This window comes from Acinetobacter sp. CAU_H_78 (assembly GCF_058599365.1).
This window is the reverse complement of record NZ_CM178652.1, coordinates 2,276,898-2,294,069: the sequence shown is the minus strand read 5'-3', so window position 1 is coordinate 2,294,069 and position 17,172 is coordinate 2,276,898. Positions and strand designations below refer to the sequence as shown.

14 protein-coding genes are annotated in these 17,172 nt (G+C 41.5%); 11 read left to right on the top strand and 3 right to left on the bottom strand.

Annotation, left to right across the window (positions count from 1 at the left end; translation table 11 throughout):
* Window positions 1-8 precede the first annotated feature (8 nt).
* The 11 genes from nirD (at window position 9) to AC4MCD_RS10895 (ending at window position 11,543) form a co-directional block, all read left to right on the top strand.
* Window positions 9-1,619, top strand: coding sequence for a nitrite reductase small subunit NirD (gene nirD / locus AC4MCD_RS10945; RefSeq protein ID WP_491876096.1), 1,611 nt, complete (start codon window positions 9-11; stop codon window positions 1,617-1,619).
* Window positions 1,620-1,804: 185 nt separating this feature from the next.
* Window positions 1,805-4,585, top strand: coding sequence for a molybdopterin-dependent oxidoreductase (locus AC4MCD_RS10940; RefSeq protein ID WP_491876095.1), 2,781 nt, complete (start codon window positions 1,805-1,807; stop codon window positions 4,583-4,585).
* Window positions 4,582-5,220, top strand: coding sequence for a molybdenum cofactor guanylyltransferase (mobA, locus tag AC4MCD_RS10935; RefSeq protein WP_180131675.1), 639 nt, complete (start codon window positions 4,582-4,584; stop codon window positions 5,218-5,220). The genes AC4MCD_RS10940 and mobA overlap by 4 nt, the downstream gene beginning before the upstream one ends.
* 135 nt (window positions 5,221-5,355) lie before the next feature.
* Window positions 5,356-6,408, top strand: coding sequence for a GTP 3',8-cyclase MoaA (gene moaA / locus AC4MCD_RS10930; protein WP_491876094.1), 1,053 nt, complete (start codon window positions 5,356-5,358; stop codon window positions 6,406-6,408).
* 1 nt (window position 6,409) lies between these two features.
* The gene (locus AC4MCD_RS10925; protein ID WP_034170381.1) at window positions 6,410-6,661 is read left to right on the top strand and encodes a MoaD/ThiS family protein; all 252 of its coding nucleotides are present in this window, start codon (window positions 6,410-6,412) and stop codon (window positions 6,659-6,661) included.
* 1 nt (window position 6,662) lies between these two features.
* Entirely contained in the window at window positions 6,663-7,211 is a 549-nt protein-coding gene (locus tag AC4MCD_RS10920) for a molybdenum cofactor biosynthesis protein MoaE (protein ID WP_491876093.1), read from the top strand.
* Window positions 7,212-7,260: 49 nt separating this feature from the next.
* Window positions 7,261-8,184 carry a bifunctional molybdenum cofactor biosynthesis protein MoaC/MoaB gene (gene moaCB / locus AC4MCD_RS10915; protein ID WP_491876092.1) on the top strand — a complete coding sequence of 308 codons (924 nt, stop codon included), beginning with the start codon at window positions 7,261-7,263 and terminating at the stop codon, window positions 8,182-8,184.
* Window positions 8,184-9,413 carry a molybdopterin molybdotransferase MoeA gene (locus AC4MCD_RS10910; protein ID WP_491876091.1) on the top strand — a complete coding sequence of 410 codons (1,230 nt, stop codon included), beginning with the start codon at window positions 8,184-8,186 and terminating at the stop codon, window positions 9,411-9,413. The genes moaCB and AC4MCD_RS10910 overlap by 1 nt, the downstream gene beginning before the upstream one ends.
* Before the next feature lie 15 nt (window positions 9,414-9,428).
* On the top strand, window positions 9,429-10,190 hold the full coding sequence (gene modA, locus AC4MCD_RS10905) for a molybdate ABC transporter substrate-binding protein (RefSeq protein ID WP_419374317.1): 762 nt from the start codon (window positions 9,429-9,431) through the stop codon (window positions 10,188-10,190).
* Between the two features lie 26 nt (window positions 10,191-10,216).
* On the top strand, window positions 10,217-10,900 hold the full coding sequence (gene modB / locus AC4MCD_RS10900; RefSeq protein WP_491876090.1) for a molybdate ABC transporter permease subunit: 684 nt from the start codon (window positions 10,217-10,219) through the stop codon (window positions 10,898-10,900).
* 1 nt (window position 10,901) lies between these two features.
* On the top strand, window positions 10,902-11,543 hold the full coding sequence (locus tag AC4MCD_RS10895; protein ID WP_491876089.1) for an ATP-binding cassette domain-containing protein: 642 nt from the start codon (window positions 10,902-10,904) through the stop codon (window positions 11,541-11,543).
* Here AC4MCD_RS10895 and AC4MCD_RS10890 read toward each other — a convergent pair.
* From AC4MCD_RS10890 to AC4MCD_RS10880, 3 genes are all read right to left on the bottom strand, one after another.
* Window positions 11,533-14,085, bottom strand: coding sequence for a bifunctional diguanylate cyclase/phosphodiesterase (locus tag AC4MCD_RS10890; protein WP_491876088.1), 2,553 nt, complete (start codon window positions 14,083-14,085; stop codon window positions 11,533-11,535). The two genes, AC4MCD_RS10895 and AC4MCD_RS10890, sit on opposite strands and share 11 nt — an antisense overlap.
* 150 nt (window positions 14,086-14,235) lie before the next feature.
* Window positions 14,236-15,822 carry a sensor domain-containing diguanylate cyclase gene (locus tag AC4MCD_RS10885; protein WP_491876087.1) on the bottom strand — a complete coding sequence of 529 codons (1,587 nt, stop codon included), beginning with the start codon at window positions 15,820-15,822 and terminating at the stop codon, window positions 14,236-14,238.
* 507 nt (window positions 15,823-16,329) lie between these two features.
* On the bottom strand, window positions 16,330-16,827 hold the full coding sequence (locus tag AC4MCD_RS10880; RefSeq protein WP_486688939.1) for a Dps family protein: 498 nt from the start codon (window positions 16,825-16,827) through the stop codon (window positions 16,330-16,332).
* Between the last annotated feature and the right edge of the window lie 345 nt (window positions 16,828-17,172).

Here is a 17,172-nt window from a genome sequence, read left to right as displayed (position 1 = left end):
GCAAGAATATGACAATGTTTAAAGATATGAATGAACTGAATTGGGTTGAAGTATGTGCACTGGATGACATTACCCCAAATACTGGTGTTGCAGCCTTGGTGGAAGATCAGCAAATTGCGATCTTCCGTGTGGGTTCAGAAAAACGTGTTTATGCACTCAGTAATCAGGATCCATTTAGTAAAGCATTTGTGATGTCACGCGGTATCATTGGTGACCTGCAAGGTGAGCGCGTTGTCGCTTCACCAATTTACAAGCAGCATTTCAGTCTGGCGACTGGCCGCTGCCTTGAAGATAAAGACCAGAAACTACTGGTATTTCCAAACAAAATTGAAAATGGCAAGGTATTCATTAGCCCAGTGCCACAAAAAACCTATATCACCAACAACGGTGTTTCACCGGAAAAAATGAAACTGGTACTGGTTGGTAATGGTCTGGCAGGCATGCGTTGTCTGGAAGACCTGTTGGATATGGTACCAGACCGTTATGAAATTACCGTGATTGGTGAAGAGCCGTGGGGCAACTACAACCGCATCATGCTGTCGCCCGTGCTTTCTGGCGAAAAAACCGTTGATGATATTATGCTGCATCCACATGCTTGGTATGCCGACAGAGGTATCCGTCTGATTGCAGGTGATCCAGCGGTTCGCATCGACCGTCCGCGTAAGCAGGTTTATACCGAAAAAGGCGAAGTGATCAGTTATGACCGTCTGATTCTGGCAACGGGTTCCAAGCCATTCGTTCCGCCAATTCCAGGTAGCGACTTAAAAGGCGTACTCAGCTTCCGCGACATTTATGACGTGAACAACATGCTGGACTACTGCAAAACCAAGCAAAATGCGGTGGTGATTGGTGGCGGTCTGCTGGGTCTAGAGGCGGCTTATGGCCTGAAACAGCAAGGCATGAATGTCACCGTATTGCATCTGATGGATCGTATCATGGATCGTCAGCTGGACAGCAAAGCCAGTCAGATGCTGAAAACAGCGATTGAGCAGAAAGGTATCACCATCCTGACTGAAGCCAATACCGAATGCTTAATTGGTGAAGAAGGTCATGTGACCCAAGTGAAACTAAAAGATGGCACCGTGCTGGCTGCTGATTTGGTGGTCTTCGCAGTGGGTATTCGTCCAAATATCGCATTGGCGCAAAGTGCCGGTCTGCGTTGCAACCGTGGTGTGCTGGTAAATGACACCATGCAGACTTTTGATCCTAGTATTTATGCGGTGGGTGAATGTATCGAGCACCGTGGTCAAACCTTTGGTCTGGTTGAACCACTTTGGGGCCAGGCGTTCATTTGTGCATCACATCTGGCCGAGCATGGCAGCCTGACCTTTAAATCGCCAACGGTTCCGACTCAGCTGAAAGTGAGTGGTTGTGATGTGTTCTCTGCAGGTAACTTCAAACCAAAAGATGATTTTGAAGATATCGTACTGAATGACGAGAAACGTCAGATCTATAAACGCATTATTATTCAAAAGGATAAAGTCATTGGTGCGGTGCTGTTTGGTGATACTGAGGATGGTGCATGGTATGCCGAGCTGATTGCAGATCAAACCCCAATTGCAACGATTCGTAACAAGCTGCTTTTTGGTCGGGATTTTGCATTAAAGAAAGCAGGGTAATCCATCACATAAATCTCCCCTAACCCCTCTTTAAAAAGAGGGGAACCTCCCTCCTTTAACAAAGGAGGGTTGGGGAGGATTAAAGGTTTTGAGACCAAGAAAAAATTTAAATCAAACCTGTAAAAGCTAGACATTATAGATTTGGCGAGATAAGTGAATTTAGATAATTTAGGAGCACAGCAGCAATGAATAGTATCCCAGTGGTGGAACTGCATAGCTCCACAGAATTAAAAACAATGACGACTCAAACCACCTGTCCATATTGTGGCGTGGGTTGTGGTGTGACTGCACATGTAACGCCGACCACATCAGGTCCGAAAGTGACTGTTGAAGGTGATGCGAATCATCCTTCCAATTTCGGCAAGTTATGCATCAAAGGCAGTAATCTGGCAGATACTTTAGGACTGGAAACCCGCTTATTGTATCCAATGCTAGGTCGTAAAGATCAGCGTGAAGTCACTAACTGGGATACTGCAGTTTCGACTATTGCCAATAAATTCCAGCAATGCATCGATCAATATGGCCGAGACAGTATCGCGTTCTATGTCTCAGGTCAGTTGCTAACCGAAGACTATTATGTAGTGAACAAATTCGTCAAAGGCTATCTCGGTACGGCAAACATCGATACTAATTCACGTCTTTGCATGTCCTCTGCGGTTGCGGCACATAAACGTGCCTTTGGCGAAGATTTGGTTCCAGCCAGTTACGAAGATTTCGAACATACTGACATGGTGGTACTGGTCGGTTCCAATACCGCTTGGTGCCATCCAGTATTGTACCAACGCATTATGAAAGCCAAAGAACAGCGCGACCTGTTTGTGATCGTGGTTGATCCACGCTTTACCAGCACCTGTGAAGCAGCAGATTTGCATTTGCCAATTCTGCCGGGTCAGGATGTGGCGCTATTTAATGGTTTATTACAGTACTTGCATCAGCATGGTTACGTTGATCAAGCATTTGTTGCGGCACATACCCAGGGGCTGGAACAGGCTTTAGCGAGCAGTTCTACTGAAGCTTCGATTGAGGATGTGGCTGCACGTACCGGTATTTCAGAAGTTAAACTCACTCAATTCTTTGAAAAGTTTGCCCAGACAGACAAAGTAATAACGTTGTTCTCCATGGGCGTAAACCAGTCATCACGTGGCGTCGATAAAGCCAACAGTATTATTAACTGTCATTTGCTCACGGGTAAAATCGGCAAACTCGGTGCAGCGCCATTTTCCATGACCGGTCAACCAAATGCGATGGGTGGTCGTGAAGTGGGTGGGCTGGCGAATATGCTGGCTGCACATCTGGATTTAGAAAATCCGGGACATCAGCAGCTGGTACAAAGTTTCTGGCAAAGCCCAACCATTGCAACGCAGGTTGGTTTAAAAGCCGTGGATCTTTTCCAGGCGGTTGAAAGCGGCAAGATCAAGGCAATCTGGATTATGGCCACCAATCCGGTGGTCAGCTTGCCAGATGCAGATCAGGTCAAACGCGCCCTGGACAAGTGTGAATTCGTTGTAGTGTCTGATATCTGTCAGGACACGGATACCACACAATATGCTGATGTCTTGTTACCCGCTTTAGGTTGGGGTGAAAAAGATGGCATCGTGACCAATTCGGAACGCCGTATCTCCCGTCAGCATGCGTTTTTAGATGCACCGGGTGAAGCTAAAGCAGACTGGTGGGCAATTGCTCAAGTGGCAAAACACATGAGTTTTAGCGGTTTCGATTTCCAGAATGGTTATGAAATCTTTAAGGAGCATGCAGGGCTTTCTGCCTATCAGAATGCCGAACTGCATAAATGTACAGACACCTCATATTTCCGTTATTTCAACCTGCAAGGCTTAAGCAATTTAACTGCAGAAGAATATGACGAACTGGATCCAATACAATGGCCGGTTTGGGATAAGCAGCAAGATGCGAAATCTGTCGCCCGGTTATTTGCTCAAGGCCAATTCAGTCATGCGGATGGCAAAGCCAAGTTTATTGCCACCACGGCGATTGATCCGGTGAATCCTGTTTCGAGTGAATATCCTTTAATTCTCAATACCGGCCGGATTCGTGACCAATGGCATACCATGAGCCGTACCGGTTTATCGGCGAATTTGAGCACCCATAGTGCTGAACCTTACTGTGAAATTCACCCGAATGATGCACTAAAATACGGGATTCAGGATGGTGAATTGGTTGAGGTGAAATCGCAGTGGGGCAATTGTGTCTTGCGTGCGACTATTAGTGACAATATCCGCCGTGGACAGGTCTTTGCCCCGATTCACTGGAATGATCAGGTCGCATCCGATGCCCGGATTGGCAAGGTGGTGAATCCGGTAGTGGATGCTATTTCGGGTGAGCCAGAATTCAAGCATACTCCGGTTATCATCCATCCATTTTATAGCCAGTGGCAAGGCGTATTTTATGTGCGTCAAGGTTTTGAAAAAATCGTACAGCCGTCGATTGAAGCTACCGTGTGGTGGACTAAAATCACTACCAGCAATGCAATACGTTATGAACTGGCGGACCGGAAAAAATTTAGCTACACCACTGAGCATTTAAAAGAATTATTGCCATTTCAGGATGAAAGTTTTGAATGGCTGAATCTCGAAGATCAGACCGCCCACATCAGTCATAGCGTGATACTTCAGGATGGTCATGTGATTGCCAGCCTATATATTGCACCGAAGGCTTTATTGCCGGACCGCGACTGGGTAGCAAGTCTGTTTAAACGTGAACGTTTAAGCGCTATGCACCGTAAGGCTCTACTTGCCGGACAGCCGATGTCGATGGCAAATAATGAAGGTCCACTGGTGTGTAGCTGTTTTAAAGTCGGTAAAAACCGCATCATTGAAACCATTAAAACTAAAAATATTACGGATGAAAAACAGGTGACCGCATGTTTAAAAGCCGGAGGGAATTGTGGTTCGTGTTTACCTGAAATCCGTGGCCTGATTAAAACATGTCAATTGGAGACGGTAGAATGAAAAAAGGAGCCGATAGAGAAAATAATAAAACAGCCTATCCGCGTACCGATCTGGTGATTCTGGCGGGTGGACAGGCAAGACGCATGAATGGCATCAATAAACTGTTGCAGAAATTCGATGACCAGATTCAGCTGATCAAAATTCACCAACAGCTGAAATCGAATGTTGCACAGGTCTGGATTAACAGCCATCGCGACTATTCCATTTATCAGAAACTTATTCCCAGTGTTCATTATTATCAAGATGATGAGCCGGGATTTCAGGGGCCGTTAATGGGCATGAAAAGTGCCTGGTCGCATGTGCAGTCGGATTATGTGCTGTTTGTCCCTTGTGACCTAACTTATATTCCTTCCAGAGTATTGCTCAAGTTGCATCAGGCTCTAGCCAAAAACAGTCTGGCTGAAGTGGCTTATGTGGAAATTAACGGCAAGCCACTTTATCCATTTTGTCTGGTTAAACGCAGCAGTCTGGCAACCCTGAAATTACATCTTGAACAGGAACAGCGCAGCCTTAAACACTGTTTTGCTGATTTGCACGCACAAGTGGCACGTTTTAAAAATCGTGCGCTATTTTTTCACAGTATTAACTCGCTGGATGAACTGCAACAGTATCAACAGCTCAAATTTCTGCACTAAAAACTGAATATTTCACTTTTGGCACAAAGTTGGAACACTTATTGCAAATCTAATTATTACAAGATTGGGCGATTTGAGTTTCGCGCACTGCATGTGTGCAACAACCCACCCAATGCCTGAAGATGGATGTTCAACATGAATATGATGACACAGCTTAAAAATGATGCCTTGTTTGTCGATCAGTTCGGTCGTGGCAAGCGCAAGCTAAGGATTTCAGTGACTGATCGCTGCAATTTTAAATGTGTTTATTGTATGCCTGAACATCCGGAATGGATGAAAAAACACGATCTGCTCAGTTTTGAAGAGCTGTATCAATTTTGCGATTTTATGGTGCGTCATGGCATCCAGTATATCCGTATTACCGGTGGTGAGCCTTTAATGCGTCAGGGCGTGGTGCATTTTGTTGAACAACTGCAAGCGCTGAAAAAGCTGGGACTACAACGCATTTCCATAACCACCAATGCGCATTACTTAAAACGATATGCACAAGCCTTAAAGCAGGCGGGACTAGATGACCTGAATATTAGTTTGGACAGTCTGGATGCTGATCAGTTTAAGCAGCTCACTCAAAAAGATTTAGCACCTGTGCTGGAAGGGATACAGGCAGCACAAGTTGCTGAATTACCGATTAAGATCAATACCGTATTGATGCAAGGTATAAATGACGATCAGATCCTGCCATTGGCGCGCTGGTCAGTTCAGCAAAACATTGTCCTGCGCTTTATCGAATTTATGCCACTTGATGGTGATCACAATTGGTCTACTGAGCATGTAGTCAGTGAACAATACATTTTAGAAACTTTGGCGACTGAATTTACGCTCACTCAAAAAACTAATAATTCTGCCCAATCAGCTTCGGAACCCGCACGCCAGTATCTGATTGATGGCCATCCGATTGGAATTATCTCAACTATTACCAATTCATTTTGTGGTAGCTGCGACCGCTTGCGATTGACTGCACAAGGTGAATTTTATAACTGCCTGTTTGCACCTCAAGGCTTGAATCTTAAAAAGGAAATCAAATCACTAAATTCATCTATCGCTCTAAGTGAGTTGAATTTGTATGGTGCTTTATCCCGATATATCTGGAACAAAGAACAGGGCTTTCATGCCATAGAGCAGCGCTTGAAAAATCAAAGTATGAATCAAAACAGCCGCAAAATTAGTATGCACATGATAGGAGGCTAAGATGTCACAGATCAGAATCAGAATTGAAGCCTTCGGTGCGGTAGAGCGACAGTTACCGCAAGATCTCGAAATTATCTGCAAATCTCAAAGTACCGTATCTGAAGTTTTGAATCAGGTGGGACAAGATTATCCAGATGCATTTGGCATGATTGAACGCTGTGCCTGTGCCATCGGTGAAGATATCATTTCACGTCAGACACCTCTTCATGCTGACAGTACTTTGGTGCTGTTGTCACCTGTCGCAGGAGGTTGAAATGAGCGAATTCAAGCAATTTTCTAGGATTCAGAATACTGCTTTAGATCTGGAAAGTTTTGATCCGATCCAGTCTTTTCCTGAATGTGGTGGAGTCGGCGTATTTATCGGAACGGTACGTAATCACCATGAAGGTAAAGCAGTCAAGGCACTGAAATATACGGCCTATGCACCTGTTGCAGAAAAAATGATTCGCCAGATTGAACAGGAAATCCAGGCCAAATACGGCGTGTCCTATGTGCGGGTAATTCATCGAATTGGGGCACTAGATATTGGCGAAAAAGCCATTATTGCAATTGCTTATGCTGCACATCGACGTGAAGCTTTTGCTGCTTGTGAGGAAGCAGTGGAGCGGGTCAAACATGAGGTGCCAGTCTGGAAAGAAGAGTTTTATATGGATGGCAGTAATCAATATGTTGAGGGGTGTTGTATCCGTAAAGATGTAGAAACTGCTCACATGCATCATCATCCAAAACATTCAGATGAGACGCATCAACATTGTCATCATGCCAAAGAGAATACGCCATTCATCTATCAATGGCCGATATAAGTCAGAACAGACACACGTTTTAAGAAGAAATGAACTATAGGAACATGCAATGAAAAATGTCGGGATGAAAGCAGAAAGTTATCGGACTGCAGTAGCTACAGGGATTCTGCATGCACCGCCACATTGCATTGAGTTATTACGAAATGGCAACACGGAAAAGGGTGATGCACTAAAGACAGCTCGCATTGCCGGGATTTTAGGGGCTAAACGTACTGATGAACTGATTCCACTTTGTCATCCCTTACCAATTTATCGTGCAGATGTAGAATATGAACTGTTTGATGCACATGTCGAAATTATTGCCACAGTAGAAACTATTGGTCCAACCGGTGTGGAAATGGAAGCCTTGACTGCCGTTAGTCTGGCTGGATTGACTTTATACGACATGCTCAAACCGCATTGTGAACCGGAAGACTTATGTCTGGATCAATGTAAATTGCAAAAGAAAAAAGGCGGTAAATCGCATTTTACCCGTGTCTTAAAAGAAGCATTGCCAGCATCCATCATTGTGCTTTCAGATACAGTCGCGGCCGGTAAAAAACCGGATACAGCAGGGCAAAATGTCCTGGAAATATTACAAAAAGCCAATTTTGAAAATATTGCCTATCAGGTAATTCCAGATGAGCCTGAACAGTTATTGGCATTGGTTCATCAACAGAAAAATGATTATCCATTGATTTTAACTGTGGGTGGAACAGGCCTAGGTCCTAAAGATCTAACGGTTGAAACTTTACAGCCTTTACTGAAACGGGAAATTCCTGGACTCATGGAAGCTTCACGCAGTTTCGGGCAGAAACGCACGCCGTATGCTGCTTTAAGTCGTGGCGTTGCTGGCTATATTGATAACAGTTTGGTAATGACTTTACCGGGCAGCCGACAGGGCGCCAAAGAATCTTTAATTGCTGTACTACCAGCGTTGGTACATTTATTTGATGTGCAAAAAAATATTCCACATCAAGGCGGTTATCAATAATGTCTGGATGCGGAGCAGAACATGGTCTGATTACAGTAGATCAGGCTTTGGAATTAATTTTGCAGCATACTCAAGTGTTAGCAACTGAACGACTGAAGTTGAATCAGGCCTTAAATCGTTATCTGGCAGAAGATATTTATTCTGGGATTAATCTACCGTTATTTTCACAAAGTGCCGTAGATGGTTATGCACTGTGTACCCAATCTGCAATTCAACCAGAACGCGAATTCCAACTGATTGGTGAAATTCGGGCAGGGCAACAGGATGAGATAGAACTCCAAGCCGGACAAGCGGTGCGGATTTTTACCGGTGCTAAAATTCCGCTTGGGGCTACTACGGTCGCACGTCAGGAAATTGTTCAAGTGATTGATTCATCCAGAATCAAAATTACGGAACAACTTAAAGTTCATGCCGATATTCGCGATGTGGGCGAAGAAATTTCAGTCGGGCAATTATTGGCCAATAAAGGTCAGCAGCTGTCAATCGGTGCAATTGCTTCTTTAAGCATGGCGGGAATCAATACTGTTGAGGTTTTTCAATATCCTAAAGTGGCTGTAGTTATTACAGGTGATGAAGTTGCTGAAAGTATAGAAGACTTTGTAGCGGGTAAAATCTTTGATGCCAACGGTCCCTTGATTGAAGCCTGGTTTCAGCAAGTCGGGCAGCAGGTTGAAATTTTTCATGTTGCAGATACTGAGGCGGCAGTACGGAATCTTATTCAAGAATTATCTGTAAGCCATGACCTGATTTTAACCACAGGCGGTGTATCTGTCGGAGATTATGATTTCATTCGACCTGTAGCACTAAATTTAGGTTTCGACCAGATATTCTGGAAAGTAAAACAGAAGCCGGGCAAGCCGATGCTCTTTGCCCAGTTACAGCGCAATGATAGTTCACATTGTTATCTGCTGGGTTTGCCGGGCAATCCCGCAGCAGTGTATGTCGGCATGCAGATCTACACTGCAACTTTATTAAATGCCTTACAAGGACACAAATCTCAGCCGAACTGGTTTAATGCTGTACTCACCCATGATCTGAAAATGGATGCTAGAGAACGTTTTTTAAGAATGTCCGCCAGTTTTGAGCAATCGGTTTTACAAGTTAAAAGTCTGTCCAAACAGCAATCACATATGCTGAGCAATCTCATGCAGGCCAATTGTCTGGTTCGAATTCCGGCAGGGAAAAGCCTGAAAGAAGGGGATATTGTTCAAGGCTTATTTATTCACTGATGAGGGTAGATGCACATGAAAAAATCTCTGTTTTTAACCATGTGCATTGCCACGATGTTGTCCTCAGTCCATGCAGGAACAGTGAAGGTTTACGCCGCAGCGAGTCTAAATAATGCTGTGACCGAAATTTCCAGAATTTACCAAGCTCAACATCCGCAAACTAAGATTATTTCCGTATTTGGTGCATCTTCTGCTTTAGCCAAACAGATCGAAGCAGGAGCCAGTAGTGATCTATACTTTTCAGCTGATCAGGATTGGATGAATTATCTGGTACAAAAGAAACTGATAAATTCCAGTTCAGTTCATCCCATCCTGTTAAATCAGTTGGTGGCCATTAGTCCCAAACATCTGACTATTCATTTTAAACCCCAATCTAATATTAATTTTGCCCAATCTTTTAAAGGTTATGTATGTACCGGGCAAATGGAGTCAGTGCCTGCCGGGAAATATGCCAAGCAAAGTCTGACCAAACTGAACTGGTTAAATGGCTTGAAAGGACGAATTGTTGGAACGGATGATGTACGCTCGGCTTTGGCTTTCGTCGAACGCGGTGAATGTGAAGTGGGGATTGTCTATAAAACTGATGCCTTGATCAGTCGAAAAGTGAAAATCATCGGTACTTTCCCAGCAAATTCACATAGTCCGATTGTCTATCCTTTAGCTTTGACACGGCAAGGCGCACAGAATAAAGAAGCAGTTCAATTTGAGCAATTTATAGGAGAAAGTGCGCAGGCCAAAGCCATCTTTCAAAAATATGGATTTAGGCTGAACCCCTAGACAATGGCTGGAGAAATAACTGCAAGATGTTAAGTCCAGAAGAACTCAGTGCGCTCTACCTGTCTGCCAAGGTGGCCAGCTTTGCGACCTTATTTTGCTTACCTTTTGCAGTAGCATTGGCTTGGGTTTTGGCCAGATATGAATTTCGGCTTAAGTTTGTGGTTGAAGCATGTTTGCAATTGCCGATGGTGCTGCCACCTGTGGTCTTGGGTTATCTGCTTCTGGTGCTGTTTGGCAATCAAGGCATGATTGGCCAATATCTCAATACACTCGGGCTGCAACTGGCATTTAACTGGAAAGGAGCAGTACTAGCCTCGATGATTGTCGCATTCCCATTGATGGTGCAACCGATCCGTTTATCATTTCAGCTCATGAATCAACAACTCGAACACATTGCAGGTTCATTGGGCGCAGCACCGTGGAAAGTGTTTTGGAGTATCAATTTACCTCTGTCAATTCCCGGTATGCTGATTGGCAGCATCTTATGTTTTAGCCGAAGTCTGGGTGAGTTTGGCGCCACCATTACTTTTGTGGGCAATATTCCGGATGAAACCCGCACTATTCCCATCGCAATTTATTCCTTACTGCAACAACCGAATGGTGAGGAAATGGCGATGCATCTGGTGGCTTTATCTATTTTCTTGGCATTTATTGCTTTAATTGCCAATTATTTTATTTTGCAAAACTATCAACGGAAATTGGGAGGCTGAAATGTTGAAATGTAATTTTCATTATCAACAAGCCGATTTCGGGTTGAATATTAAACTGGAAATGTCGCAGCAACTATTGGGGATCGTCGGTGCATCTGGAAGCGGAAAAAGTACTTTGCTTAAAAATATTGTCGGGTTATTGAAACCTGACCAAGGATATATTCAGTTTAATCAGCAGGATTTAATCAATACAGAAAAGAAAATTAATATTCCAATGCATCAGCGCAAGATTGCATTAGTTTTCCAGAATGCTTTGCTGTTTCCACATATGAACGTGCAGCAGAATCTATGTTATGCAGAAAAACTGGTATCTAGAGCAGATCGAAAATTCCAGTTTGAAGACATCGTAGAATTATTGGAATTAAAGCCTCTAATTTATCGCAAAGCACACCAACTCTCAGGTGGGGAAGCGCAGCGTGTCTCTATTGGTCGAGCATTATTGTCTTCACCAAATCTGTTGCTACTAGATGAACCTTTAACAGGCCTGGATCAACAGTTAAAACAACAGATTTTACCCTTCCTAAAACGGATCAAAGACGAGCTAAATCTACCTATGATTTATGTGACCCATCATTTAGAAGAGTTAGCTTACTTAGAAGCTGAAACTGTACTGCTCAAACAGGGCATATTAATCAGGAACTGATTAACTCCAATTGATTGAGTCGGGCAGGTTTTGCATAGTAAAAACCTTGCAGATAATCACAATGATGTGACTTTAAGCACTCAGCCTGTTCAGGATTTTCAATTCCTTCCGCAACAACTTCCAGATCCAGCTTATGCGCCAAGGTAATCATGGCTTCAATAATGGCCTCATCTCGTGGATTGCCGGGTAAATGCTGGACAAAGCTGCGATCCAATTTGATCTCATCGATCGGAAGACTACGTAAATAACTTAAACTCGAATAACCAGTGCCAAAGTCATCCACCGACACTTTAATGCCCAAAACCCGGACATTTTTTAAGATATCAATCGACTTATCACCGCTGGCAATCAGCATGCTTTCAGTCACTTCGAGTTTTAGTAACTCATGCGGGAAGTCAATTTCCGCCAAGAGTTGCTGCAGATCGCTCAGGAATCCACTTCTTTTAAACTGTAAGGGAGACAGATTGACGGCAACCGAAATTTGAGTCTCATGTTGCATATTCCAGGCTTTCACTTCCTCACAAGCCTGTCTGAGCACCCATTCGCCAATCGAGACGATTTGACCGGTCCTTTCTGCAAAAGGAATAAAATCGGCAGGAGAGATAAAGCCTTTTTCTGGATGTTGCCAGCGAATCAAAGCTTCCAGACATTTGACCTTGCCTGTTTCACTGTCCAGAATCGGCTGATAAAACAGTTTAAACTGCTGTTCATGCAGAGCGACCATCAGTTCATGACGAAGCTGTACATAATCTACCTTCGGTAAAGGCTCTTTCGTGAAATTATACCAGTGCCAGGTATTACCCCCTTCGGCATTGGCGTCACGCATGGCATCTTTAGCAGCATTGATAAACTGCTTAACACACTTAATATCCGGGTCAGCATCAGCGACACCAATACTGGCACTCAGATGAATGTCATAACCATCTACGTGAAAAGGCTGAGATAATCCAGCGATGATTTCTTCGGCACGTATAGCAACTTGCTTGAGATCAGTCATTTGAGTTAATAAAATTGCAAACTCATCCCCTGAAAATCTGGAAATCACATCTTCAGGCTGCAGATTTTGACTCAGACGATTGCCCACCAGTTTTAAAATTTTATCGCCAATATCATGACCGAGGCTTTGATTCAAAGGTTCAAAATCATCCAGATCCAGATATAAAAGCACCAGATTTGCAGAACCTGTCTGAGCTAAATGCAGTTTTTCCTGTATCACTTCTTCAAACAGCTTATTATTAATAAAGCCGGTTAAATGGTCATGTGATTCCTGATAAGCGATTAGTTCTTGCTGGGCAACATGCTGACTCACATCCTGTTGAATGGCAATAAAATGAGTGCATTTATGATTTTCATCAAAGACCGGGCCGAGATTCAGCTTGTTCCAGAACCAGTGTCCATCCTTACGATAATTTTTCAGGACAATCTTGATTTCAGATTTATTCTGAATGGCTTCGCTGATTTGCTGGACGCTTTCCGCTGAAGTATCGGGTCCCTGCAAGATGCGGCAATTTTTCCCTTTGAGTTCTTCCAGGCTATAACCGGTAATCTGCTCAAAGGCCGGATTAACATATTCAATAGGCTGGTCATTTTCTGCCGAGGTTAAAATAATGCCATGCGGATTTGCATCGACACTACGTTTCATTAATCTCAGCATTTCATTGTTTTGATAGCGTTCAGTAATATCGCGTGCCACGCTAAAAATACCGACAATTTCACCATTCACTTTAATTGGCAAAAAAGTTAAATCGAGCCAGTATTTCTGTCCTGCCGAGTTATGTGCCTGAACTTCAAGGTGTCCAGTCAAACCATGCTTGGCCTGCTCAAAGGCTTCTAAGGCAAGAGGGCGATGCTCTGGTTCAATAAAATGGTCAATTTTAGTTCCGATATGCGATTTAACACCAACCTCATTAAAAAATTTGGTGGCCAGATTGGCATCTACAATATTGCCATCCAGATTGTGCTCAAAAATTGCATCGGGATGAAAAGAGAAAAATGACTGATATTTATCTTTGAGCTGATTTCTTTTTTTGCGTTCTTCATACAGCTCAAAAGTTAAGGCAATCAGCGAAGCTGCATATTGCAGCAGGTCAATTTCATTGGGAGTAGGAGACTTGATCGAACGATAATAAGTACCAAAAGAGCCAAAAAGTTTGCCACTCCCGTTGGCAATTGGTACCGACCAGCAGGCTCTTAAACCATTTTGTTTAACCAGATCTTTATATGCGACCCAGTTCGGATCATTGAGTAAATCCTCACAGACCACTAAACGACGATGATATGCAGCTGCACCACAAGCGCCAACATTCGGGCCGATTTTTAGATCTTTTAAAGCTTCTACATATTCTCTGGAAAAATAGGCTGGTTCTTTTATTAAATTAAGCGTTTGTTCCTGTTCCGAATACAACATGACAGATACCAGTGCATCCGGGATTTTGTCCCCTAACCATGCGGTAATCGCATCTATGATATCCTCTAAGGCAGCAGCTTGACCAATCAGATTAAAAATCTCTTGGCTGGTGCCTCCATTATAAAAAGAAGTCATATTGTATCCTTAAGTATAAACCTCTATATAAACCTAGAAGTATTAGAGAAATTATACTGTTTTTTTGAATAAAAGATCTAAACCCCATAACACAATAACAAAATAATATATTTAAATTATCTACTTAATAACTGTATAAAAATATTATTACTAGGCACTTTTTTCACCTGTCACCACACGATTTCTCCCTAAATGTTTAGCTTGATATAAATTCGTATCTGCTTGTTTTAAAACTTCTTTAATATCGGAAGAAGTTAAAGGCCAGTGTGCAATACCGAGTGAGGCAGTCACTACACCAACTTCAAGTAAATAAGTCGATGCCAGTTTATGTCTTAATCTTTCAGCAATTTTAGAGGCTTGTGAAATCTCTTTGACTGGCGCAAGAATAATAAATTCTTCACCACCAACGCGACAGCAAATATCCTGTTCGCGAAAACTTTCCCGAATAAATCCGGCAACTTTGGTTAATACCACATCACCCATATCATGCCCATGACGATCATTGATTTTCTTGAAATAGTCAATATCCAAAACCACCACAGAAAAATAAGTTTTATTGCTAATTAAATCATTTAAAAATAGTTCAAAGCCACGACGATTATAAAAGCCGGTTAAAGGATCGGTTAAAGTATCCTGTTTAAGTTCTTTAATCTCCTGATTAAAAACGTTTACACTAGATAATAGGGACTTCTTGAATTTAAAAACTTCAAAATACCAAGGCTTAATATGATTAATCTTTTCAGTGATACCTGGATCATTCAAATGACTTGCCATTTTGGCAAGATCATTTAATGGAGAGGTAATAAATTTTGAAATACGCCAGATGATTAAAAAGATAATAATATAGATAACAAAAATTGTGCCAATCACTTTGTAGGCAAGAAGACGGGCTTGGGCGAATAAATCTTCTGTAGGCTGCTGAAACACCACGGTCCAGTTAGTCGTAGGAATTTTTGCAAAACTTGCTAGTTCGCTAACTCCCATATCGTTGTTTAATTTTATTTTTCCTGAGCTATGAGACTCCATATAAGCTAAACCGGTATTGTGTTGGAATGTTTTTCCAATTCTCTCTCTTTCTGGATGATAAATAATTTTATGTTCTTTATCAAAAACATATAAGTAGCTATTTTTATAACCATAATTTTCGCTTAAAAGTGTCTTTAATAAGGATTCTTCATGTAAATAGATAAACCCTGCAATAAAGCCTTGGTATTTATTATTCTGATCAAAGATGGGAAAACTAACCAGGACGACCAGATTACCTTTTAATGAATAATAGGGTGAGGAAATATAAGGCTTCTTTGATTCGAGTGATTTGCTAAAGCCCAAAGACCGGATAATCGCAACTTTATCTAATTTCAAGGTTTCAGGCGCATACTCGATGACATGGCCATCTGCATCGCTGATCAAAACACTGCTAAAAGAATTAGACTGTTGCATTAATCTGCTTAATTCAGATTTTAATAATTGCTCATTATGAAAGTCATTCTTAATAATATTGGTACTGAGGCTTAGGTCATTAAATATATTTTTAAAATATAAATCAGAAATAGAAGCAACTTTAGCTGCATACTCATAATTAGTTGCAAGAGAATTATTAATCAGTTGTTGTCGGTGAATTACATTGCTCACAATCAATGTAATTGAAAAAAGAATCACCAGGCTTACAAGTAAAAGGATTAAAATCAATTTACGTAAATTAAGTTTGAGTGAAATGAGCAACTTTTGAACACTCATAACTTAATCCCCTGAATCTTTTAGAAATACAAAATGTATACAATATATTTCAATAATTATATTGTGTGATGTGGTTCTCTATTTTAGATGAATAAGATTCAGTTTGTAAGCATTTTTGAAGCTTAATCTATTGCTTATTTTGTAAGCAGAAATGGTTTGGTCCATTTGTTCAATATATTTAAAAGATATGGATAAGAGACTGAGATCAAAAAAAATAATGAAATATTGATTCAGTAAAAATTATATTTTTATAATATAAGAAATTTTTATTTAAAAGCCAAATTATCTATCTAAGCTAATATAATTAAATAGAGAGTAAATAAAGATTTATTTATTCAAGAATGATTTTTAAAATGATAAATATTTATTCTTCAAAGCTTTAATCATAGAGTGAAAGGTGGAATAAATAAGTGCTCAAAAGGATATGACTTAAATTTGAGCACTTATTTATTTTAGAAAAAGCTAATTTTCTGATTTTACAGTTGTTTTCTCAATGAGAAAAATTAATTACTCTAAAGTACTTCTTAACATCCAGGCTGTTTTTTCATGCACATCAAGACGTTGCGTGATTAAATCTGCAGTCGGCTGATCATTGACTTCATCAACAACTTCAAAAAGGTTGCGTGCAGTACGCGCTACTGTTTCATGAGCATTCACCAATAAACGCAACATTTCTTGGGTATCTGGTACACCTTCCACTTCTTTAATAGCAGTCAGCTTAACAAATTGCTGGTAAGTGCCGGGTGCGGCAAAGCCTAAGGCCCGGATACGTTCTGCAATCAGATCAAGAGCATTCCACTGTTCGGTATATTGGGTCATAAACATGCTGTGCAGACTATTGAACTGTGGTCCGGTGACATTCCAGTGAAAGTTGTGGGTCATTAAATAGAGGGTATAGCTGTCTGCCAATAATTTAGATAGACCTTCGACGATTTTGGCACGGTCTTCGTAAGAAATACCAATATCAATTTTCATAGCTTTAGCATTTTTTTCTGAAGAGCCCATGTTTTACTCCTTAACAATTTTATAGAGAGATATCTTTTAAAATAGAAGTTTGCTAGTCATGGCTGAGAAGATAGAAAATCTTGGCAGCATGACCTTTTGTATGAAATAGCTTTTTGCCACTATTTAGATGTAGAAATAATTTAAGTACTTCTGAGTTATATAGTTTATAGGACGGGCAAAGATATAAGTTTAGGCGTTCTGTATAGCCTGGTGACAGGATTGTAACTGTAAAAAGAGACTAATTTTTGCCCTATAAGAACTCAACTATCTAGATTGGTTTTTTAAAACTTATTTTCATTTTTAGATGATTAAGCTTTTATTTCATGATTTTATCTTTTAGTAAAA